19 protein-coding genes are annotated in these 21214 nt (G+C 73.8%); 7 read left to right on the forward strand and 12 right to left on the reverse strand.

Annotated features, from left to right (window positions below):
* Positions 1-5: 5 nt before the first annotated feature.
* Entirely contained in the window at positions 6-1523 is a 1518-nt protein-coding gene (locus tag Dvina_RS25100) for a beta-N-acetylhexosaminidase (protein WP_223104904.1), read from the reverse strand.
* Between the two features lie 440 nt (positions 1524-1963).
* On the opposite strand from Dvina_RS25100, the gene Dvina_RS25105 reads away from it, so the two are divergent.
* The 4 genes from Dvina_RS25105 to Dvina_RS25120 all read left to right on the forward strand — a co-directional run bounded on the left by Dvina_RS25105 (position 1964) and on the right by Dvina_RS25120 (position 7027).
* Positions 1964-2752, forward strand: a complete 789-nt coding sequence (locus Dvina_RS25105) for a hypothetical protein (protein ID WP_223104905.1) — start codon at positions 1964-1966, stop codon at positions 2750-2752.
* Between the two features lie 96 nt (positions 2753-2848).
* Positions 2849-4309, forward strand: coding sequence for a sulfatase family protein (locus Dvina_RS25110; RefSeq protein ID WP_223104906.1), 1461 nt, complete (start codon positions 2849-2851; stop codon positions 4307-4309).
* 126 nt (positions 4310-4435) lie between these two features.
* Positions 4436-5383 (forward strand): phosphotransferase family protein, encoded by a 948-nt coding sequence (locus tag Dvina_RS25115; RefSeq protein ID WP_223104907.1) that lies wholly within the window; start codon positions 4436-4438, stop codon positions 5381-5383.
* A 189-nt stretch (positions 5384-5572) separates the two neighbouring features.
* Entirely contained in the window at positions 5573-7027 is a 1455-nt protein-coding gene (locus tag Dvina_RS25120) for a hypothetical protein (RefSeq protein WP_246656584.1), read from the forward strand.
* On the opposite strand, the gene Dvina_RS25125 is transcribed toward Dvina_RS25120, so the two are convergent.
* The 8 genes from Dvina_RS25125 to Dvina_RS25160 all read right to left on the reverse strand — a co-directional run bounded on the left by Dvina_RS25125 (position 7005) and on the right by Dvina_RS25160 (position 14320).
* On the reverse strand, positions 7005-7919 hold the full coding sequence (locus tag Dvina_RS25125) for a type II secretion system F family protein (protein WP_223104908.1): 915 nt from the start codon (positions 7917-7919) through the stop codon (positions 7005-7007). The genes Dvina_RS25120 and Dvina_RS25125 overlap by 23 nt on opposite strands.
* A gap of 1 nt (position 7920) precedes the next feature.
* On the reverse strand, positions 7921-8868 hold the full coding sequence (locus tag Dvina_RS25130) for a type II secretion system F family protein (protein ID WP_223104909.1): 948 nt from the start codon (positions 8866-8868) through the stop codon (positions 7921-7923).
* Positions 8865-10244, reverse strand: coding sequence for a TadA family conjugal transfer-associated ATPase (locus tag Dvina_RS25135; RefSeq protein WP_223104910.1), 1380 nt, complete (start codon positions 10242-10244; stop codon positions 8865-8867). Before Dvina_RS25135 ends, Dvina_RS25130 begins: the two co-directional genes overlap by 4 nt.
* 263 nt (positions 10245-10507) lie before the next feature.
* Positions 10508-11710: a CpaE/TadZ family protein gene (locus Dvina_RS25140; RefSeq protein ID WP_223104911.1), complete on the reverse strand. Its 1203-nt coding sequence runs from the start codon at positions 11708-11710 to the stop codon at positions 10508-10510.
* Positions 11711-11725: 15 nt separating this feature from the next.
* Positions 11726-12481, reverse strand: coding sequence for a Flp pilus assembly protein CpaB (gene cpaB / locus Dvina_RS25145; RefSeq protein WP_223104912.1), 756 nt, complete (start codon positions 12479-12481; stop codon positions 11726-11728).
* Positions 12482-12497: 16 nt separating this feature from the next.
* The gene (locus tag Dvina_RS25150; protein WP_223104913.1) at positions 12498-13670 is read right to left on the reverse strand and encodes a pilus assembly protein TadG-related protein; all 1173 of its coding nucleotides are present in this window, start codon (positions 13668-13670) and stop codon (positions 12498-12500) included.
* Positions 13658-14113: a TadE/TadG family type IV pilus assembly protein gene (locus Dvina_RS25155; protein WP_223104914.1), complete on the reverse strand. Its 456-nt coding sequence runs from the start codon at positions 14111-14113 to the stop codon at positions 13658-13660. The genes Dvina_RS25150 and Dvina_RS25155 overlap by 13 nt, the downstream gene beginning before the upstream one ends.
* Before the next feature lie 18 nt (positions 14114-14131).
* Complete coding sequence (locus tag Dvina_RS25160) at positions 14132-14320, reverse strand: Flp family type IVb pilin (protein ID WP_246656431.1); 189 nt, start codon at positions 14318-14320, stop codon at positions 14132-14134.
* 103 nt (positions 14321-14423) lie between these two features.
* Here Dvina_RS25160 and Dvina_RS25165 point away from each other — a divergent pair, with 103 nt between their 5' ends.
* Positions 14424-15548: a GAF domain-containing protein gene (locus tag Dvina_RS25165; RefSeq protein ID WP_223104915.1), complete on the forward strand. Its 1125-nt coding sequence runs from the start codon at positions 14424-14426 to the stop codon at positions 15546-15548.
* 46 nt (positions 15549-15594) lie between these two features.
* Here the strand turns inward: Dvina_RS25165 and Dvina_RS25170 are convergent, their stop codons facing one another.
* The gene (locus tag Dvina_RS25170) at positions 15595-16107 is read right to left on the reverse strand and encodes a hypothetical protein (protein WP_223104916.1); all 513 of its coding nucleotides are present in this window, start codon (positions 16105-16107) and stop codon (positions 15595-15597) included.
* Positions 16108-16133: 26 nt separating this feature from the next.
* Positions 16134-16928: a class I SAM-dependent methyltransferase gene (locus Dvina_RS25175; RefSeq protein WP_246656432.1), complete on the reverse strand. Its 795-nt coding sequence runs from the start codon at positions 16926-16928 to the stop codon at positions 16134-16136.
* 91 nt (positions 16929-17019) lie between these two features.
* Here Dvina_RS25175 and Dvina_RS25180 point away from each other — a divergent pair, with 91 nt between their 5' ends.
* A complete protein-coding gene (locus tag Dvina_RS25180) occupies positions 17020-17820 on the forward strand; it encodes a hypothetical protein (protein WP_223104918.1) in 801 nt (266 codons plus the stop codon).
* 70 nt (positions 17821-17890) lie between these two features.
* Here Dvina_RS25180 and Dvina_RS25185 read toward each other — a convergent pair whose 3' ends face one another.
* Positions 17891-20233: a phosphoenolpyruvate synthase gene (locus Dvina_RS25185; RefSeq protein WP_223104919.1), complete on the reverse strand. Its 2343-nt coding sequence runs from the start codon at positions 20231-20233 to the stop codon at positions 17891-17893.
* 338 nt (positions 20234-20571) lie between these two features.
* On the opposite strand from Dvina_RS25185, the gene Dvina_RS25190 reads away from it, so the two are divergent.
* Positions 20572-21210 carry an LppU/SCO3897 family protein gene (locus tag Dvina_RS25190; protein WP_223104920.1) on the forward strand — a complete coding sequence of 213 codons (639 nt, stop codon included), beginning with the start codon at positions 20572-20574 and terminating at the stop codon, positions 21208-21210.
* Positions 21211-21214 lie beyond the last annotated feature (4 nt).

Here is a 21214-nt window from a genome sequence, read left to right on the forward strand (position 1 = left end):
GAGCGCTACCTCCAGGGAATCTGCGGCGAGCGGTAGAAGTTGATGCCCAGCGCGCGCCACAGCGGAGCCTGCGCGGCCAGCCGCAGCCGGAACGCCGACCAGTCGTGGGTCGACGGCGGCGACCAGGCCAGCTCGGCCAGCGCCGGCAGCCGTGGGAACGCCATGTACTCGATGTCCGCCGACGTCCGCAGCGTCTCCGTCCACAGCGGACCCTCCACGCCCCGGATGGCCGACGGCGGCGCGCCGAGGAGGTACGAGCCGGGGTCCCAGCCGTACGCGTCGCGGACCTCGATGAGCGCGGCCCAGTCCTGGCCCAGCGGTGTCGACGGGTTGTACTTCATGTCCAGGTAGGCCAGGTTGGCCGGCGACAGCACGACCCCGGTGCCGCTGCGCGCGGCCGCGGCCACCGCCGGGTTGTCGTCGGTCGTGTCCCAGTACTGCGCGACGGTCGTCGGCAGCGGGGTCGCCGCGACCACGTTGTGCCACGCCTGGACCTTCTTGCCGTGCGCGGCGACGATGCCCTGGACGCGGTTCATGAACGTCACGTAGTCGGCCGGGCTCGTCGAGTGGGCCTCGTCGCCGCCGATGTGCAGGTACGGGCCGGGGGTCAGCGCGGCCAGCTCGCCGATCACGTCGTCCAGGAACCTGTACGTGATGTCCTTGTTCACGCACAGCGTGCTGAACCCGACCTCCGTGCCCGTGTAGAGCGGCGGCGCCACACCGTCGCAGTTCAGCTCCGCGTACGACGCCAGGGCCGCGTTGACGTGGCCGGGCATGTCGATCTCGGGGATGATCGTGACGTACCGGTCGGCCGCGTAGGCGACGAGCGCGCGGTACTGGGCCTGCGTGTAGTAGCCGCCCGGGTCCCCGTCGACGGCGGTGCTCCCGCCGAACGTGGCCAGCCGCGGCCAGCTGTTGATGAACAGGCGCCAGCCCTGGTCGTCCGCCAGGTGCAGATGCAGCGTGTTTATCTTGTACAGCGACAGCTGGTCGATGTACCGCTCCACCTGCGCGACGGTGAAGAAGTGCCGGGCCACGTCGAGCATCGCGCCGCGGTAGGCGAAACGCGGCGCGTCCGTGACGTGGCCGGCGGGGACGCTGCGCCCGGCGAGCAGCTGCCGCAGCGTCTGCACACCCGCGAAGAGCCCGGCCGCCCGCCCGGCGGTCAGCGTCACGCCCCGCCCGTCGACGTCCAGGCGGTAGCTCTCGTCGCCGGTGTCCGCCCCGGCGAGCACCAGCGCGATCGTGTCGCCGCCCCGCCCGGGCCGGACGATCGGCAGCGGGCGGCCGGTGGCCGGGCGCAGGACCCCGGCGAGGTACTGCGCCACCCCACGCGCGGAAGGCCCGGCCGAGATCGTCGTGCCCCGGCCGATCGTGAAGCGCCCGGCCGCGGTGTGCGCGGACACCGGCGCGGGCACGATGTCGGCGTAGCCGGTGCCGGTCGTCGCCGCGACCGGCTCGGCGACCACGGCGGTGGACACGCCCGCGGCGACCAGGCCCGCGAGCACCAGCCTGAGCAGCATGGCCGCCTCCCGACTGTAAACAAGGCTTCTAAATCGACAATCGTCACCATATGACCGGGCCCGGGGCCGCGCAAGGCCGAGACGTCCGGGAACCGTCCCGGCCAAGCATCGCACCGGGTATGCGATCGTTCACGGGGATCTGTTGCGTGCTCCTCCTCGCGGGCTGCGCCCCCTCCGCCGAGCCGGCCGCTGTACGACGCCACACCCGGCCCGGGCCGCCGGCTGGTCGTGGTGGCCGGGGTGCAGCACGGCTCGGACCTGCTGACCCAGGCCGCCGAGGGCACCGCGAACGCCGCCAGGGCCGTCGACGACTTCCTGCGGACCGTGCGCTGAGCGGGCCGCACCTCGTCCCGCCGCGAATTTCCGGTACGCGTCGCTTGACGGTGTCGACTATCCTTCGCGCCGTTGATCTGGATCGCTCGATGCACGGGGGAAAGCGGATGCCACGTCACACGTCGTTCCTGGCCGTCCTGGTGCTGGCCGGAGTCGGGACCTCGGGCTGCCTGGGGATGCCGCAGCCGGATCCCCACCCGGTGCGGCCCACCACCACCTCCTCGAAGGCCGCGCCGTCGCCGAGCCCGGCCCCGGCCAAGGACGACGTGGTCGCCGCGCTCAACCGGCTCGCCGGGGCGCAGTTCACATACCACGTCAAGAGCAACCTGCCCGCCGACACCAAGGGCACCGCCACCGGCACCGTCGACGCCACGGGCGGCTTCGACCACGCCGGCAAGGTCTTCGAGGAGACCGTGACCGTCGCCGGGACCGGCACCGACGACGGCACCCATCACCGCATCGTCGTGGGCACCGACTCCTACGTGCTCACCAAGGAGAACACGAAGTGGGTCCACCTCGACCTCGGGCGGCTCAAGAGCCAGACCCTGTACGGGATCGACATGGAGGACCCGATCGGCCTGGTGGCGTTCACCGGTGCCGTGACGGAGGCGAGCGCGGGCGGGCCGCACGAGTACAAGGGGCAGTTCAAGCCCGGGGCGAAGTACAACTTCCTGCCGGTCGGGCGGCCCAGCATCGTCGCCATCTACGGCGGCACCGCGCCGTTCACCGTGACCACCGATGACCAGGGCAACATCACGAGCCTGCACATCGTGCTGGACGTGAAGGACCAGACCATCGACATGACGACGACGTTCGCCGGCCACGGGCAGCCGCTGGCCACCAAGCGGCCCGCCAAGAACAAGACCGCCGAGGCGTCCGACATCTACTACGGCTGAGGCGCACCCGGCCCTTTCCTACTTGTTCTATATATTTACATGACTCGAACACCGGGCTCACCGTTGCGGGCCCGGTGTTCGACGATTGTGGATGGCATGCGTAGATTTCCTGCCGTCCTGGCCATCGCCGCGCTGGCGGCCACCGCCGGCCTGGCCGCCTCCGGCGGCCCGTCACCGGTCGCCGCCGCCGCCGCGACCCCGCCGAACATCGTGTTCGTCCTGGTCGACGATCTGGCGTGGAACCTGGTGCAGTACATGCCGAGCGTCAAGCGCCTGCAGTCGGACGGCACGACGTTCACCGACTACACGGTCGCCGACTCGCTGTGCTGCCCGTCCCGGTCATCGATCTTCACCGGGAAGTTCCCGCACGACACGGGGGTCTTCACCAACGAGAGCCCCGACGGCGGCTTCGCCGTCTTCCACGACCGCGGCAACGAGGCGCACACCTTCGCCACCGCGCTGCAGGCCCAGGGGTACACCACCGCGTTCATGGGCAAGTATCTCAACGGCTACCTGCCCAAGGATCTGTACACGCCGCCGGGCTGGACCGAGTGGTACGGCGCCGGCAACGCCTACGGCGAGTACGACTACAACCTGAACGAGAACGGCACCCTGGTGCACTACGGCGACACCGACGCCGACTACCTGACCGACGTCGTGGGCGCCAAGGGCCGCTCGTTCATCAAGCGCACGGCCGCGGCGCACAAGCCGTTCCTGCTGGAGATCTCCACGTTCGCCCCGCACGCCCCGTTCACCCCGGCCCGCTCGGACCTCGACAAGTTCCCCGGCCTGACCGCCCCGCACACGCCGGCCTGGGACACCCGGCCCACCGGCGCGCCGGCCTGGCTCGCCGGCAACGGCCCCCTGACGGCCGCCGAGATCGAGAAGATCAACACAGACTACCGCAAGCGCGCACAGGCCGTGCAGGCCGTCGACCGCATGATCACCGGCCTGCGGCAGCAGCTCACCGACTCCGGCGTCACCGGCAGCACGTACGTCGTGTTCAGCTCCGACAACGGCTTCCACATGGGCGATCACCGCCTGGTCGAGGGTAAGCAGACAGCCTTCGACCACGACGTGGTGGTCCCCCTGGTGATCGCCGGCCCGAACGTCCCCGGCGCCGTCAGCCGCCCCCAGGCCGTGCAGAACATCGACCTGGCCCCCACCTTCCAGCGCATCGGCGGCGCCCCGGTGGCCGGCGACGTGGACGGCCGCTCGCTGCTCACCCTGGCCTCCGGCGGTCAGACCGCTCCGTGGCGCACCGCCTCCCTGATCGAACACCACGGCCCCGGCGCCAGCCCCGACGACCCGGACGTCCAGGACGCCCGCAACGGCATGCCGACGACCTACGCGGCCCTGCGCACCGCCACGTACACGTACGTGGAGTACGACGACGGCGAACACGAGTACTACGACCGCACCACGGACCCGTACCAGCTGACCAACGCCTACGACACCCTCCCCGCCGCCCGCCGCACGACCCTGCACGCCGACCTGAACGCCCTCCAGCACTGCCACACGGACACCACCTGCTGGGCCGCCGGCCACACGAGCTGACCGGCCCCCACCCGCCGGGCCGCTCGTCGCACTGCCGGGCGGCCCGGCCGGACGCCGGCGGCGGCTATGGGCCAGGCGCGCCGGCGGCGGAGCCGGGAGGCGCAGCGTTGGCCTAGAGTGCGGTGGGTGGATCTCTCGCATCTCGGCGTGCCCGTCCGTCCGATGGTCCGGGTCCACGGCGGGTTCGCCAACCGGATGTACCGGCTCGACACCGAGCAGGGGTCGTTCGCCGTCAAGGCACTCAACGTCCTCGACCGGCGGGTGGCCTACCGCGCCGAAGACGTCTTCCGGTTCGAGCGGGCCGCCTTCGCCGCCGGCATCCCGATGCCCGAGCCCGTCTCGATGGGCCCGGACACGCTCGTGCACCGCTGGGTCGAGGGCGAGAAGGTGCCCGAGGCCCCCGTGACCCGGCAGTACGCGTTCGCGATCGGGGAGATCCTCGCCCGCGTCCACGCCCTCGACGTGCCCTGGAGCGACGCCGAGGAGGAGGAGCCGGTGGCCCGGGACTGGCCCGAGCTCGCCGCGCGGGCCGCGGCGACCGGCCAGCTGTGGGCGGGCGAGCTGGCCGCCCGGGTCGAGACGTTCCAGGCGATCGCCGACCTCGTCGAGGGCTGCGAGCGGCCCGGGCCCGTGGTGCTGACCCACCGTGACATCCAGCCCTGGAACCTCCTCGCGCGGGACGGGAAGCCGGTCCTGCTCGACTGGGAGCTCTCCGGGCGGCTCGACCTGGCCGGCGAGCTCGGCTCGACAGCGCTCGGCATCGCCAAGGGGCCCGGCTTCGACGACGTCCAGCCGGCCGTCTTCGCCGCGGTCCTCGACGGGTACGTCGCCGGCGGCGGGGTGCTGCCGCCGTGGGGGCCGAGCTGGTTCGTGTACATGATCGGCGGCTGGCTGGGGCACACGCGGTGGAACATCCGCCGCTGCCTGGACGGCGCCGAGACCGGTGTCGAGGCCGGCAGCGGGCCCGGGCTCGCGCTGTCGCAGGCGTCCGCCCAGGGCGGCGTCCGCGGCCTCCCCGACCTCTTCGACCGCCTGCCGCACCTGCTGCACCTGCTCCGGCCCGACGGTGGATGACGTGGTCGCGGCCGGGGTGCCGGCGCTCGCCGGTGCCGTACGGGCGGGCCACCCGGGCCGGGTGCGCTACGGCAGTATGTCGGCGTGACCCTCACGCGCGTCGTCCCGGCACGGCAGGGCCGGGACGCGCAGGTGCGGGCCGGGCTCCTCGCCGCGGCCCTCGGGGTGGTGTACCTGCTGCTGCCGCGCATGGGCACTGACCTGTCGGCGCAGGTCGCGCGGGCCGACTTCTTCGCCGCCCACGCCGGCAGCTCGGTGGACCTGCGCTGGTACGGGGGAGTGGACCAGTTCGGCTACAGCCTCGTGGCCCAGGCGGTCATGGCCGCCATCGGCGTCCGGGTCACCGGGGCGGTCACGCTCGTCGCGGCCGCCGTCACGCTCGCCGCGCTCCTGCGCCGCACCGGGGCGGTCCGCCCGGTGCCGGCCGCGCTCCTCGGGGCGGTGGTCCTGGCCGGCAACCTCGTGTCCGGGCGGGTCACCTACGGCCTCGGCGTCCTCTTCGGGCTGCTGGCCCTGCTCGCCCTGACCTGGCCGCGGGCCCACTGGGCAGCCGCCGGCGCCGCCCTGCTCGCGTCGGCCACCAGCCCGGTCGCCGGGCTGTTCGTGGGGCTCGCCGGGGTGGCCCTGGTCATCGCCCGCCGGGTCCGGCCCGGCCTGCTGGTCGCGGTGCCGGCGGCCGTCCCCCTGGCGCTGTCGGCCGTCATGTTCGGCAACGGCGGCTGGATGAACATCGGCCACTGGGAGGTCGTGCGGGCGGTCGTGACGAGTCTCGTGGTCGCCGCGCTGGTGCCGCTGCGCCCGGTCCGCGCGGCCGGTGTCCTGTCGGGCGCCGGTGTGCTCGCCGCGGCGCTCGTGCACACGCCGGTCGGCCTCAACGCGACCCGTCTGGTGGTGATGTTCGCCCTGCCGGTCCTGGCCGGATACGCGACGGCCCGCGGGCTCGACCGGGCCCGGCTGATCGCGGTGCTGGCCGCGGTCTGCTGCTGGCAGCCGCCGGTGGTGCTCGGCGACGTCGCCGACATCGGCAACCCGGCCGCCGACCCGGCCTACTTCACGCCGCTGCGCGCCCGGCTGGGCGAGGCGCCGCTGACCGGGCGGGTCGAGATCCCGCCGACCCGCGACTCCTGGGAAGCGGCCTCGATGGGCGCGGTCCCGCTGGCCCGGGGCTGGCTGCGCCAGGCCGACATCGGCCGCAACCCGCTCTTCTTCACCACCGTCCCCGGTGCGGGCGGCACCGGCGTCCCGCTGACCGCCGACACCTACCGGGCCTGGCTGGCCGACCAGGCGGTCCAGTTCGTGGCCGTCCCGGACGCGCGGCTGTCGTGGCCCGGGCAGGCGGAGGCGGCACTGGTCCGCGCGGGCCTGCCCTACCTGACCCCGGTCTGGTCCGGCGCGCACTGGCGCCTCTACGCGGTGGCGAACCCCCGCCCGATCGTCGGGCCGCCCGCCGCCCTGGTCGATCAGACCGCGGCGACGCTGACGTTCGACGCCCCGGCGGCCGGCGCCGTCCCGATCCGCGTGCGCCACCATCGCCGCCTCCGCGCAACGGGCGGCGCGGCGGTGCTGCCCGACGGCGACTGGACGGTGGTCCGCGTCCCGGCGCCCGGCCGCTACACGCTCGTCAGTGACCGAACGTCTTCATGAGGTTCAGGAACCCGGGCCCCAGGATGATCACGAACATGGCCGGGAAAATGCACAACAACACAGGCAACAGAATCTTCACAGGTACCTTCTGCGCCATCTCCTCGGCCCGCTGGCGCCGCTTCATCCGGGTCTCCCGCGAATGCTCGCGCAGCACGTCGGCGATCGGGATGCCCAGCTCCCCGGACTGCAGCAGCGCCGTCAGAAACGTGCGCAGCTCGCGGATCGTGGTCCGGTCGGCCAGCGCCCGCAGGGCTGTCGCCCGGGCGCTGCCGATGCGCATCTCCTGCAGCGTGCGGGTGAGCTCGGCCGCGACCGGGCCGGTCGTGTAGGTGGCCACCTGCGCCATCGCCGCGTCCAGGCCCAGGCCGGCCTCGACGCCGATGACCAGGGCGTCGAGCGCGTCCGGGAGGTGCTTGAGCATCTGCTCCTGGCGCTTCTGGGCGGCGTTGAGCAGCAGCAGGTCGACGAGGTACGCGCCGATCGCCGCGCCCAGCGGCACCCCGGCCACCAGGCCCGCCACCCCGGCCCAGGCGGTGCCGAAGAACAGGCCGGCGGCGACCCCGCCGCACAGGCCCAGGCTGCGGGCCCGGATCAGGCGGGCCAGGGGCCAGGCCGGCGGGCTGCCCGCGTACTCGAGCCAGCGCTGCAGCCGGCGCACCGCGCGCGGGCCGGTCATCGCGGGGCCGGCCGCGCCGAGCGGGCCGTCGGCGAGGCGGGCCAGCAGCGGGGCCGGGCCGGCGGTCAGCCGGGCGGCGGCCAGCGCGGCGGGGAGCCGGCCGAACGGGGTGAGCGCGGCCATGACCCGCTCCCGGGCCGTCGGCGGCAGCCCGACCGCCACGACCATGAGCGCACCGGCGGCGGCCAGCGTGACGATCGCGAGGACGGCCGGCACGTCAGACGTCGATCCGGATCACGACGCGCAGCCACAGGGCACCCGCGCCGAGCGAGAGCACCGCGTACACCAGCAGCGCGATGCCGATCGGCTCACTGATCAGCGGGCGGATGTACTCGCTGCGGAACACCAGCAGCCACGCGCCGATGACGATCGGCAGGGCGAACAGGATCGCCGCGGACAGCCGGCCCTCCGCCGACAGCGTCCGGACGTGTCGCTGCAGCTGGGCCCGCTCGCGCATGGTGTCGGTCGTGGTCTGCAGCACGTCGGAGAGGCTGCCGCCGACCTCGCGCTGGATGCGGATCGCCATGACGAGCCAGATCACGTCGTGGTTGGCGGTCCGCTCGGCCAGGCGCTCCAACGCGTCCTCCAGGCGGCCGCCGAGGCGGGTCTCGCTCAGCACCCGCCGCAGCTCGTCGGCGACGACGCCGTCGCCCTCGTTCGCCGCGGCCTGGATGGCGTGCTGCAGCGTGAAGCCGGAGCGCAGCGAGCTCACCGCCAGGCGCAGCGCGTCCGGCAGGTCCTGGGCGAAGACGGCCTTGCGGCGGGCGACGCGGGCCCGCAGCACCACACCGGGCAGCACGGCCCCGGCCAGCAGGGCGAGCGGCAGCGCCACGAACCACGGCACCTCGATCATGAGCGCGGCGAACGTGACGACGACGAGCGCGGCCCGGGCACCTACCCACTGCCACTCGGTCAGGGGCACCGCCGCGTGCTCGAGCCGGGCCCGGGTCCGCAGCTGCCAGTCCCGGCCGGGCGCCGTCGCCGCGCGCCGCAGTGCCCCGGCCGGCTTGAGCCCGGACCGGCGCCCGAGCAGCCGGCGGCGGCCGAAGCGGCGCAGCTCGTGCAGGCGGCGCTGCATGGGCGTGCGGAAGATCAGCGGCAGGGCGATCCAGGCGGCCAGGAACGCCGCGGTGGCCACGGCCGCCAGGGCCAGCCGCGCGGTCACCGCCGGCCCTCGGTGAACGTCCCGGCCGGGACGGTGACGCCGTGGATGAGCAGCGAATCCAGGAGCCGGGGCCGGATGCCGGTGGCGGCCAGGGCGGCACTGCCCTGGTCGTAGAGGAAGATGTCCTGGAGGCTGATGATCTCGGCCTCCATGCCGACGATCTCGCTGATGTGGGTCACCCGGCGGCTGCCGTCGCGCAGCCGGCTCACCTGGATGACCAGGTGGACGGCGGAGGCGGTCTGCTCGCGGATCGCCCGCAGCGGCAGGTCCATGCCAGCCATGAGCACCATGGTCTCCAGCCGGGCCAGCGCGTCGCGGGGCGAGTTGGCGTGCAGTGTGGTCAGCGAGCCGTCGTGGCCGGTGTTCATCGCCTGGAGCATGTCCAGCGCGGCGGCGTCGCGGACCTCCCCGACCACGATGCGGTCCGGGCGCATCCGCAGCGCATTGCGGACCAGGTCGCGGATGCTGATCACACCCCGGTTCTCGAAGTTCGGCGGGCGCGACTCGAGCCGGACCACGTGCTCCTGGCGCAGCTGGAGCTCGGCGGCGTCCTCGACCGTCACGATCCGCTCGCCGCCGGGCACGAAGCCGGACAGCACGTTGAGCATCGTCGTCTTGCCCGAGCCGGTGCCGCCGCTGACGATGATGTTGGCCCGGCCGCGCACGCAGGCCCGCAGGAAGTCGGCCGTGCTGCGGGTCAGGGTCCCGAACCGGACCAGGTCGGTGACGGACAGGGGCTGGACCGCGAACTTGCGGATCGTCAGCGACGAGCCGTCAAGGGCGATCGGCGGCACCACGGCGTTGACCCGGCTCCCGTCGGGCAGCCGGGCGTCGACCATCGGGCTCGCCTCGTCGACCCGGCGGCCGACCCGCGAGCAGATCCGGTCGATGATGCGGCGCAGGTGGGCCTCGTCGTCGAACTCGACCTCCGCGGGCTGGATCCGCCCGGCCCGCTCGATGAACACCGAGTGGGGCCCGTTGACCATGATCTCGCTGACTGTCGGATCGCGCAGCAGCCCCTCGATCGGGCCGTGGCCCAGGATCTCGTCGGTGACCTCCTGGGTGATGCGGGCCCGGTCGGCGCCGGCGAGGGGGGTCTCCTCGCGGGCCAGGAGGTCGGCGAGGGTCTGCCGGACGCGCTGCTCCAGGTCTTCGGCGCCGTCGGCCTGCCCGCCGTACAACGTCGGGCCGAGAATCTCGGCGAGCGCACGCTGCATCCGCGGGCGGACCTCGGCGACGGGGTCGGCCGCCGTGCGCGCGTTGAACCGGTGGCGCTCGACCGGCGCCGCCACCACGTCGGCGCTCGGCTCGATCATCGGCGTCGGCCAGGCACTCTCACCCTGCGTCCGCTGCGCAATCCGATCCGACAGGCTCATGCCTGTACCTCCGCAGGCTCCGGCGCCGCCCTGAGCTCCACCCTGTAACACTGATGAGCGGCCACTCCGCTTCGCTCCGTACCGCTCATGCCGGCACCTCCGCAGGCTCCGGCGCCGGCCTGAGCTCCACCCTGTAACACTGATGAGCGGCCACTCCGCTTCGCTCCGTACCGCTCATGCCGGCACCTCCGCAGGCTCCGGCGCCGGCCTGAGCTCCACCCTGTAATACTGATGAGCGGCCACTCCGCTTCGCTCCGTACCGCTCATGTCGCCTCGCTCCGGGCGGTCTTCTTGCTGACGTTGCGCCGGCCGAACAGGAGCGCGCCGCGGCGGACCCGCTCGGGCTCGCGGTCGATGCCGGCGCAGCGGTCGGCGAGGCCGCGTACGGCCCGGCTGACCGGGTGGCCGGGGTTCTCCAGGATCAGCGGCGTGCCCTTGTTGACCGACGTCGGCACGTCCCGCGACGAGGGCATGTGGGTCGACAGCGGCGCCCCGACCGCCTCCTCGACGTCCTCGATGCTCAGGCCGACCTGCGAGTCGGCCCGGTTGAACAGGATCAGCCGCTGGTCCGGCGGGTACGTGAGCAGGTCGAACATCTCCACCGTGAGCCGGATGCTCTTGAGGGTCGGCAGGTCGGGGGTGACGACCAGGACGTACCAGTCGGAGCTGTCAAGCGCCGCGAGGACCTGCTCGGTGACGGCCGAGGAGGTGTCGATGACGATGAAGTCGTAGAGCGGGCGGGCGGTGGTCAGCAGCTCGGTGACCAGGTCCCGGCTGATCTGGTCGGCCGAGGCCGGGTTGGCCGGTGCGAGCAGCGTGTCGCAGCCGGGGATGTAGTGGGTGATGAGCGAGCGCAGGCCCGACTCGTCGAGGCGGCCGGTCATCGGCACGGCGTCGGCGATGCCGCGGGCCGGGGCCAGCTTGAGCATGATGGCGACGTCGCCGAACTGCAGGTCGAGGTCGATGAGCAGCACCCGGCGGCTGCCACCGGCGGCGAGGGCGACGGCCAGGTTGGTGGCCACGACGCTCTTGCCACAGCCGCCCTTCCCGGCGAAGACCGTGATGACCTTGGCGGTACTGTCGGCCGTTCGCGCCGGCCGCACGGTCGTCTGCATCGCCTTGCCCACCTCGATCGCGCGCAGGCAGGCGGCCCGGATGTCGGTCTCGTCGTCGCGCACGACCTCGCGGATCCCGGCCCGCAGGGCGCTCTGCAGCAGCGCGTTGGTGACCCGGGTGCGCACCAGCACGATGCCGAGCTCGGGCCGCTGGACCCGCTGGTAGGCGCTGAACTCGAGGACCTCGTCGAGCTCGACGGCGGCGCCGAAGACGACGAGGAGGCAGTCGGGGTGGCCGTTGAAGTACCGCTGCAGCTCGATCATGTCCGGCACTGTCTGGTATCCGGAGCGGAGCAACTGCTCGGCGTAGCGCTCCCGTTTGATGGCGTCCGGTTCGACGTAGATCTGCACGTGTCGTCGGTCCCTTCACCGGAAGAGGCGGTCGGTGTCGACGCGCCCGCCGGGCGCGACCCAGGTGTCGGGGCTCAGCAGCGCCGCGTAGAGCGTGCCGGTCTTCGTCGCCAGCACCACCCGCTGGGCGTCCTCCTGCTCGACCGCGAGCGTCAGCAGCACCGTGGCGTCGGAGTTGTTCGGGTCGAGCGGCTCGGGGGCCTCCGAGCCGACGGGTCGCACGCCGACGGCGAGGACCCGCACCCGGGACAGCAGGACGCGGGTGGCCATCCGGGTCGCGGAGACGACCGGCGACGGCCCGGTGCCCTCCGGGTCGCCCGCGGTGAGGAAGACCGTCACGTCGGCGCCCGCGCGCACGTAGTCGGCCACGGCGCCCTCCAGCTTGACCGGCACGCTTACCGCGAGCATGCCGTCGGGCACCGACAGGCCGCCGGTGACGACGGACGTCCGGTCGAACATGCCCCGCATCAGCAGCTGGCCGCGCTCGACCGGCGCGGTGAGCACCAGCGCCTCGATGGCCGGTCCGATCGAGGTCAGGGCGTCTGCGGGTACGGTCGATGCCGGCATCACCACCAGATCGGCCAGCCCGTTGTCGCGCAGTGCCTTTGCGGCGGTGCCGGCCGCCACCCGCTTCGCGGCGACGTAGACCCGCACCGGTTCGCGATCGGCCACGGCGCGCTCGTCGGCCCGCCGGGCGTAGGCGGCCATGAGCGCGACACTCAGGCACGCGAGACCGAACGCCACGAGAGCGAGCAGCAGCCGGCGACGCATCCTTGTGTCCTTTCCGTCACCCGGACCGGGCGATGACCTCGACGCCGCGGTCGGCGCCCGCCGCGGCGGTGGCCGAGGCGAGCGCCCTGATGTTGGCGGGCGTGAGCCCCTTGGTGAAGTAGCCGTTGACGCAGTTGGTGAGGCCCAGCAGCGTGCAGTTGTTCGCCGCCACCATCGGCGCCTGGTAGACCGGCGGCAGCGTCGCGAAGTAGTAGCCGGTGACGACGAACGCGGCGAACCCGGCGACGTGGAAGGTCGGCGGCACCGAGACGGACACCGAGTCGTAGATCGGCACCAGCAGCGGCTCCCGGGCCGTGTACGCGGCGGCGATCGCACTGCGGCACGGGGCGGTGCCGGCGGGCAGGATGGTGCCGACGGGGAGGTTGTCGCCGACCGACACGGTGTTGAGCAGGCAGCTCGTCGCCGACGCGGTGAGCCAGGCCAGGCCGCCCAGGGTGATGCCGGGGCAGAGCGACACGAGGGAGCGCACCGGCACCACGCCCTCCTGCACGGGCCCGGTGACGCCCTTGGCCGGCGGGACCGTGCCGGGCGTGGTGACGTGCTGGGCCACCGGCGCGACGGGGCCGAAGACGGTGCCATTGGTGGTGATGGTGTTGTAGGAGCACTGGGCGATGCCGAAGGCCATCACCGTCGCCCCGGTCTTCATCGGGCCCCACTGCACCCGTGAGCAGCTCTGCGGGTAGGCCGCCTTCGCCCCGACCGCGCCCGCGAAGTAGGTCGGGGCGGCGCTCGACCCGCCCGGTCCGCGGCTGTACGTGGTCGCCTTGACGAAGTTGCCGCTCGCCGGATCGCTGCCCAGGCACGGGCGCAGGTTCGTCGTCGAGCGGGCCGAGCCGGCCGGGCACGCGGTGAGCGCGTTGAAGGAGCCACAGACGCTGATTTCGGCGGTACCGTCGCGGGCGTTGCCGGTCGCCGCGGGGAGCCCGGCGGTGCGGGCGGTGGCGCTGGTGCAGCCCGTGTTCGCGATGCAGAACTGGGCGGCGGCCCAGGCGGCGCCGTCGGCACCGTTGGCCAGCTGCCCGCGCTCGTCCAGTGCGGCGCCGACGTCGATGACGATCGTCGCCAGGCCGAGCAGGACGCCGGCCGACAGCAGCACGGCGAAGACCGTGACCACCGCGCCGCGGTCGCCGTCCCGGTCGGACGCGGACCCTGGCCTCAGCCGACGCACGCCATGATTCCCGTCGCGCTCATCGACGACCAGCCGATGCTCTTGCCGAAGAGCCCGGCGATGCTGCTGATCTGCGTGGCCGGGGTGAAGGTGGCGGTGACCACCACCTTCGCGGAGACGTTCGTGGCGGCGCCGGCCGGGCACGCCACCGTCACGGTGGCCGTCGCCTTGCCCGAGCCGCCCATGACGTTGTCGACCTGGGTCTGCGCGGACAGGCCCACGGCCTCCGCCCGGGCCCCTTCGCGGGCGGCCTGGTTGAGCAGCAGCCGCTGGTTGTAGGCCCGCCCGAAGTCGACGATCGCGAAGACGATCAGCAGCAGGACGGGCAGCACGATCGCGAACTCGACAGCGGCCGCTCCGGTGTCGTCACCCCGCAACGCACCGACGCCGCCCCAGCGACCGGACCAGAGGCCCGGCCGGCTCGGGCGGCGCGGCGGCGGCATTTCGGCAGACGACCCCGGTCAGACCTTGGCGGCGATCTGGTTGAACAGCGTGCTGAGGTTGTTGCCCAGCAGCGTGACGGCGGTGACGATGACCACGGCGATCAGGGCGACCAGCAGGCCGTACTCCACCGCGGTGGCCCCGTCCTCACCCCGCGCCCGCACGGCGGCGATACGAGCAGCCATCCAGTTGCTCACCTCGTTGAACATCCTTGCTCCCTCCGACGCCGTGGACCATTCCGTGGCCAGTCGCAGAGAGTATCGGCGCGACTACTCTAGGCTTAAGGGGAAGTCGCGATCAGACGGGGAACAGATGTTGGGCACTCGAGATGAGCCGTCCGAGCACGTCGCGCAGCTGCTGCGCCAGGCGCGCAAGTCGCTCGGGCTGAGCCTCGCCTTCATCACGCGGATGGACGGCACCACCCAGCACGTCGAGGTGGTCGAGCCGCGCGTGCCGCCCCTGCTGCGCGACAACCACCTCGCCTTCCCGGACGAGACGACGATCTGCCGGGCCATCCTGGCCGGCCGCCTGCCCGCGCTCATGCCCGACATGCGCGACATTCCGGAGGCGATGGCCCTGCCCGCCGTGCGCAAGATGCACCTGCGCGCGTTCGTCTCCGTCCCGATCCACCTCGCCGACGGCACCTTCTACGGCACCCTGTGTGCGGCCGGCTTCCGCCCCGCCACCGGGCTCGGCCCCGAGCACGAGCAGCTCATGCGCGACCTGGCCGACGCGACCGCCGAGATCATCGAGCCCGGCGCGCGCGGCCGGCTGGCCGAGGACGCGCTGCGGGCCCGGATCGAGGTCGCGACGGCCGAGGAGGCCCGGCTCCTGCTCGACCCGGTGGTCCACCTGACCGGCCGCCGCCGGATCGGCGCCTGCGCGGCCGCCCTCGGCGGCGAGCACCCCGAGCCCCTGGAGGCGCTCCTGGCGGCGGCCCGCAACCTCGGGGAGCAGGACCGGATCGCCGTGCGGGCCCTGCGCCGGGTCGGGTCGATCCTGCCCCGCACGGCCGGCTACGTGGCGCTGCCGGTCGCGGCGGCCACGCTGCGGCACAAGCCGTTCGTGCGCACACTCGCCGCCCTGCCGCTGGGCCGGATCGTCCTGGAGTGCGCGGCCGACGAGCTGGCCGACGACCCGGAGGCGGCGGCGCACGCGCTCGAGCCGCTGCGCGCGGCCGGACTGCGCCTGACCGTGCGCACCGCCGGGCCGGTCGCGCTCGGCCACCTCCAGCCGGAGCTGGTCAAGCTCGAGTCCCCGGCCGCGGCCGCGGCCGGCCCGCTGATCGAGGAGGGCCCGGTCCGCCCCCGCCTGGTCGCCGCCGGCGTCGACAGCGAGGCCGACGCGGCGGCGCTCCCGGACCTCGGCGTCCAGCGCGGCCAGGGCCGCCTGTTCGGGCCGCCGGTCCTGCCCGAGCTGCTGCGCGACAGCTACTGAGCCCCGCCGCCGGACGCCGGCGTACACCGTGGAGGATGGCCGGCGCTCACAGGTGCCCGGCGCGGTGGCGTTTCAACGAGCGGGCGGCCAGCGAGACGATCAGATTGACGCCGCCCAGGAGGGTGCCGAGGTAGATCGCGGCGGGGACTGTCTGCCGGGCGTCGGCGACCCGGTCGGCTGGGGAGTCGACCGCGTCGATGTGGATGCGGTCGCCGTCGAGGCGGATCGGCACGCCCTGGTACACCGTCACCTGCACCGGGGTGCCCGGGACGTAGCTGTCGATGCGGTGCAGGGACACGGTCATCGTCAGCGGCCGGCCGTCGACGTCGACGAGGGCCTGCCGCAGGCTGAGCGCCGTCATGGTGCCGGCGACCGTCGCGCGGCAGGAGGTACCCGAAAAGATCTGGGTGGCCGCACACACCGGGGCCTGCTCGGCTCGGCGCTGCTGGGCCTCGGCCTGGCGCTGGGCGATGAGCGCCACGCCGGCGACGGCCCAGCCCAGGGCCAGGACGGCCAACGAACCCCACACGGGCAGCACGATCGGGCGCCGCTTGAACACCCGGCCAGTGTGGACCATCCGCGCAACTACGCCGGGCGGCGCCCCCAGGCCGAGATCAGCGGGGCCAGTGTGAGGTCGAGCTCGCCGGCGTCGACGGCGGCCAGGTGCGCGTCGATCTCGGCGTCGTCGGCCAGGCCGGCGGCTAGCAGCTCGGGCCGGACCATGCGCACCGTCGACGCCTCCAGCCGGTCGCAGGCCGGCCCGCCGACCGGGAAGCAGCCGGCCGCCGCCACATCGACCAGGCCGGCCGCCCGCAGGGCCCGCGGCAGGGTCCGGCCGTAGCGCAGGTCGGCACCGCGGCGGGTCATCAGCTCCCGGACGGCCCGGCGCAGGCGGTTCGCCCGCTGCTGGGCCGGGCCGGTCTCGTCGAGGCAGGCCAGCGGCTGCAGTTCGGTGTCGGCGTCCTCGACGAGCAGCCAGCCGCCCGGCCGCAGCGCCGCCACCATCGCCGCCAGCGCCCGGGCGCGGTCGGGCAGGTGGACGAGCACGAGCCGGGCGTGGACCAGGTCGAAGGTGCCCGGCGCCGGCGGCGGGTCCGCGACGACATCGTGCCGGAGCATCTCGTATCCGCCGCCATGCGGGTCCAGCCAGGCCGGGTTGATGTCGGTGGCCAGCACGTACCCGGCCGGTCCGACGGCCGCGGCCAGCGCGGCGGGGACGCTCGGGCCCCCGGCGCCGACCTCCCAGCAGCGCGCGCCCGCCCGCAGCCCGAGCCGCTCGAGGTGCCCACGGGTGACGGCGTCGAACAGCTCGGCCAGCCGGGCGAACCGCTCGCCGGCCTCGGTCCGGGCGTTGTCGAGCAGGTAGCGGTGATCTGGCATAGCCCACATTCTGCTCCGGTGCCGAAGCCGCCGGGCCCGCCGCCCCGCGGATACGCCACCGGCGATCGACGGCGGTGTGCTGCACTAGGGCATGCAGATGCGTCCGGCGGAGTTGGCGGCGATCCGGGCCGGGGACGTCGACGTGGCGTTCCGGCGGTGGGACCGGCCGCGGGTCAAGGCCGGCACCCGGATGCGGACCGCCGTCGGGCTCGTCGAGGTCACCGCCGTCGAGCGGGTGCCGGTGCGCTCGCTGACCGCGGCCGACGCGCGCCGGGCCGGGGCGGTGTCGCTGGCTGCGCTGCGGCAGGCCCTGGATCGGGTGCACGCCGAGCGGCCGGTGTACCGGATCGGGCTGCGCTATGCGGGCGCCGATCCGCGGCAGGCGCTGCGCGAGGCGGTGCCGGACGCGGAGGAGATCGCCGCCCTCGTCGCCTGGCTCGACCGCCTCGACCGGGCCGCGCCGGCGGGGCCGTGGACGCGGGCGACGCTGCTGCTGATCGACGAGCTGCCGGCCACCCGGGCGCCCGACCTCGCGCGGCGGATGGGGCGCGAGACGCTGCCGTTCAAGCAGAACGTGCGCAAGCTCAAGGAGCGCGGCCTGACCGAGTCGCTCGACATCGGCTACCGGCTCTCGGCCCGCGGCGCCGCCGTGCTGGATCACGAGGGCCATCCCCGGGCGGTGCGCGGCACGCCGGTGCGGGCGCCGGGCACGCCGCTGCCGCGCCTGGGCGCCGGGGCGACCCGGGCGCTCACCGCCCGCGGCCTGGTCAGCCTCGAGCAGGTCGCCGAGCTCGGCGCGGCCGAGGTCGGGGCGCTGCACGGCGTCGGGCCCTACGCGCTGGGCAACCTGCGTGCGGCGCTCGACGCGGCCGGGCTGGCCTTCCGCGCCTGACGGCACCGCCGCGGCCCCCGTGGTGCCGGCCCGCGGCGCCGCCGCGGCGACGTCGCGGGCCGGTGGGCGTTCAGGGCAGGAGCTCGATGTAGCCCTCGGTGCCGTGCACCCGGATCCGCTGCCCGTCCGGGATCAGCCGCGTGGCCCCCACGACGCCGACGACGGCCGGCAGCCCGTACTCCCGGGCGACCACGGCCCCGTGCGTCATCACCCCGCCGACCTCGGTCACCAGGCCCGCGATCGCCACGAACAGCGGCGTCCAGCTCGGGTCGGTGTAGGCGGTGACGAGGATGTCGCCGGGTTCGACGACGGCCGCGGCCATGTCCAGGATGACGCGGGCCCGCCCCTCGACGGTCCCGGCCGAGACCGGCAGGCCGAGCAGCGCCCCGGCCGGCAGGTCCCCGCGGTGATATGACCCGTTGAGCCCCTCGCCGTCGGAGGTGAGCACCCGCGACGGGGTGAGCGCCTGGAAGGTCCGGAACTCCTCCCGGCGCCCGGCGATGAGCCCGGCGTCGGCCCGCCCGGTGCGCACCACGTCCCGCAGCTCCGCGAAGGTCAGGAAGAAGATGTCCTCCGGATCGCCGATGACCCCGCGTGCGGCCAGGCGCCCGGCCTCGTCGAGCAGGGCCCGCTTGTAGATCCAGTAGCGGCTGACCATGCCGTACTTCGGGTACTCCCGGTAGCCGATGAACGTCCGCACCAGCTCGATCTTCGCCTGCGTCCGCTCGGCGTCACCGTCCGGCAGCGCGCGCAGCCGCTCGACGACCTCGCCGGCCTTCGCGAGCGCCTCCAGCCGCCCCTGCTCGAAGCGCCGCCGGCTCTCGCCCGGCTCGAAGTTGCGCACGTTGCCCAGCAGCAGCGGCACGAGCGTCGAGGGCCGCTCCCGCCACCGGGGCCGGGTGATGTCGATCTCCCCGGCGCAGCGCATCCCGTACCTGTCGAGCCACGCCTCGATCGCCGCCCGCACCGGCTCGGGGAGCCGCTCCAGGAAGTCGTCGCCGGCGTCCTCCAGCACCGCCACCGCACCGGGGTGGGCGCGGACCACGTCGGCCACGTCGAGCAGCGCCAGCCCCATCTCCGAGGTGACGTTGTCGGGCACCGACTGCGAGAGCGTGTCGGCGACGTTCTTCTCACCGAGCCGCGCCTCGATGTGCTCGTTCAGCCACCAGGTGGCCTCCATCGCGGACATGTACACCCGATGGCCGCGCCGGTCGAACAGCACCCGCCGCAGCTCCTGGATGTCCGCCTGGATGAAGTCGAGCAGGTCGGCCCCGGTCTTCCCGCGGATCTCCAGGGCCGCGGCCGCGATCGACGCGTCGGTGGCCGCGATCAGCTCGGCGACGATGGCGGGGTCGGTCTCGATCGGCTCCGTCGGGCCGCCCAGCAGCGGCGGGGGAGCGGCCGCGTCCGGCCGCTCCCGGATGTACCCGTCCCGCTCGAGCACGCTGCGCAGCGCGTCGCCGGTCAGCGGATCGCCCTTGCCGATCAGCTCGAGCAGCGCCGCCCGGCCGCCCGGCGTCGCCACCCGCTGCGTGACGTCGACGAACAGCCGCCCGCCCGCCTCGGCCATCGGCGCCGGCGTCGTCATCTGCCAGAACGACAGCCCGAGCGGCTTCATCGCGTCGGTCATCATCTGCTGATGCCCCACGGAGAGGTACACGTGGTGCTCGTCGTCGCCGGTGGCCGGGACCGGGAACAGCGTCGTGATGGGCCGGCTCTGCACCACCTGGAACCCGTCCGCGTCCAGGCACCACTCGATGTCCTGGGGGCGCCCGAAGTACGCCTCGATCCGCCGCCCGAGCCGCACGAGCTCGGCCGTCTGCGCCTCGGTCAGCACCGCACCCGGGGCGTCGGGGTCCACCCGCCCGGACACGAGCGCGTCACCGAGCCCGTGCACGGCCTCGACCCGGGCCACCGTCCGGTTGCCGGACAGCGGGTCGGCGGTGAACAGCACCCCGGCCGCCTGCGCCTGCACCATCCGCTGCACCACAACCGCCATGCGCACCGCACCGCTGTCGATCCCGTTGTGCTCGCGGTAGGCCACGGCCCGCTCGGTGCCCAGCGAGGCCCAGCACCGGCCCACGTGCTCGACGACGGCGTCGGCGCCCACGACGTTCAGGAACGAGTCCTGCTGCCCGGCGAACGACGCGGTGGGCAGATCCTCGGCCGTGGCACTGGACCGCACCGCGTACGCCACACCGTCCTCGACCCGCTCCCGGATGGCCGCCGCCACCTCGTCCGGCACCGCCGGGCCGTCGGCGCGCGCGAAGGCCGCCGTCGTCACGCAGAACCCGGGCGGCACCCGCACCCCCTCGATCCGCCGCAGCGCCCCCAGATTCGCGCCCTTGCCACCGACAGCGCCGATGAACGTCTCGTCGACCTCGTCCAGACCCAGCACGTACCGCTCGCTCACGTGACCCCCGCGTCCTCGCCCGTTTGTGGTCCGGCCGACGATTCTGCTGCGCCACCCGGGTCTTGTGGCAAGCCCCCTGACCTGCTATATGTTAAATATGGCAGGGAGTTGCATCTCCCTGCCTTTGTCATTTCCCCGCCCGGTCCCGACGGCGTCGCGCTCGCGTCGGCGCCCGGCCGGGGTACGCCGAGCCGGTGGCGAGCTCGCGGACGGGCAGGTGCAACGACTCGGGCGGCCGGACGATACTCGGCCGACTCGTCGGCATATCGAGCATTTCGGCGGCATTGCGCGGCGTTTCGGCGGTTCCATACCGGTTCTGCGCTGCCGACGATGCACTGGTGGACGCGCATGCAGAAGACGTCATCGAGGTCGAGCGGTCGAAGGCGGCCACCGGGGCCGTCCACACGGTGACGCTCGCCGGTGGCCGGCCGGTCACCGTCAACGTTCCGCCCGGCGTCAAGGAAGGCACGCTGCTGCGCCTGCCGCGGCAGGGGCCGGGCGGGGCCGATGCGTTCGTCCGGGTGCGGCTCACCCGGCCCGCCGGCCCGTGGCGCGCGATGCTCGGCTCGCGCGGGGCCAGGGTTGCTCTCGTCGCGGCGGCCGCTGTCGTCGTGGCCGGGGTCGCGGTCGGCGTCGCGGTCAGGGCCCAGCACTCCACGGACGGCACGGCCCAGCCGGCGGCCGAGCCGCAGCTCAGCGCGAGCGTGGTGGCCGATCCGCTCGGCGACCTGCGGGACCGGGACTGCCTGCACAACGAGGGCACCGACAGCGAGCCGGTCATGGACCGGGCGGCCTGCACGAGTGGCAACTACCGGGTGCTGAGCCGGCACCCCGGCACTGTCGACGACGCGATATGCGACCTGGAGGCGGGCACGACGCACAGCTACGTGTCCAAGAGCTACTGGGTGTACAGCACCGGCGTGAAAACCCTGAACACCGCCCAGTCGTCGGTGCTGTGCCTGGAGCAGGTCGGGTAGCCGG

Origin of the sequence: Dactylosporangium vinaceum, assembly GCF_019904175.1 — a bacterium.
GTDB lineage: Bacteria > Actinomycetota > Actinomycetes > Mycobacteriales > Micromonosporaceae > Dactylosporangium > Dactylosporangium vinaceum.

What these genes read in the sequence shown, in the direction of transcription:
- Dvina_RS25100 (WP_223104904.1), bottom strand. Translation starts at nt 1,523, where the DNA reads ATGCTGCTCAGGCTGGTGCTCGCGGGCCTGGTCGCCGCGGGCGTGTCC.
- Dvina_RS25105 (WP_223104905.1), top strand. Translation starts at nt 1,964, where the DNA reads ATGCCACGTCACACGTCGTTCCTGGCCGTCCTGGTGCTGGCCGGAGTC.
- Dvina_RS25110 (WP_223104906.1), top strand. Translation starts at nt 2,849, where the DNA reads ATGCGTAGATTTCCTGCCGTCCTGGCCATCGCCGCGCTGGCGGCCACC.
- Dvina_RS25120 (WP_246656584.1), top strand. Translation starts at nt 5,573, where the DNA reads ATGGGCACTGACCTGTCGGCGCAGGTCGCGCGGGCCGACTTCTTCGCC.
- Dvina_RS25135 (WP_223104910.1), bottom strand. Translation starts at nt 10,244, where the DNA reads ATGAGCCTGTCGGATCGGATTGCGCAGCGGACGCAGGGTGAGAGTGCC.
- cpaB (WP_223104912.1), bottom strand. Translation starts at nt 12,481, where the DNA reads ATGCGTCGCCGGCTGCTGCTCGCTCTCGTGGCGTTCGGTCTCGCGTGC.
- Dvina_RS25155 (WP_223104914.1), bottom strand. Translation starts at nt 14,113, where the DNA reads ATGCCGCCGCCGCGCCGCCCGAGCCGGCCGGGCCTCTGGTCCGGTCGC.
- Dvina_RS25160 (WP_246656431.1), bottom strand. Translation starts at nt 14,320, where the DNA reads ATGTTCAACGAGGTGAGCAACTGGATGGCTGCTCGTATCGCCGCCGTG.
- Dvina_RS25165 (WP_223104915.1), top strand. Translation starts at nt 14,424, where the DNA reads ATGTTGGGCACTCGAGATGAGCCGTCCGAGCACGTCGCGCAGCTGCTG.
- Dvina_RS25175 (WP_246656432.1), bottom strand. Translation starts at nt 16,928, where the DNA reads ATGCCAGATCACCGCTACCTGCTCGACAACGCCCGGACCGAGGCCGGC.
- Dvina_RS25180 (WP_223104918.1), top strand. Translation starts at nt 17,020, where the DNA reads ATGCAGATGCGTCCGGCGGAGTTGGCGGCGATCCGGGCCGGGGACGTC.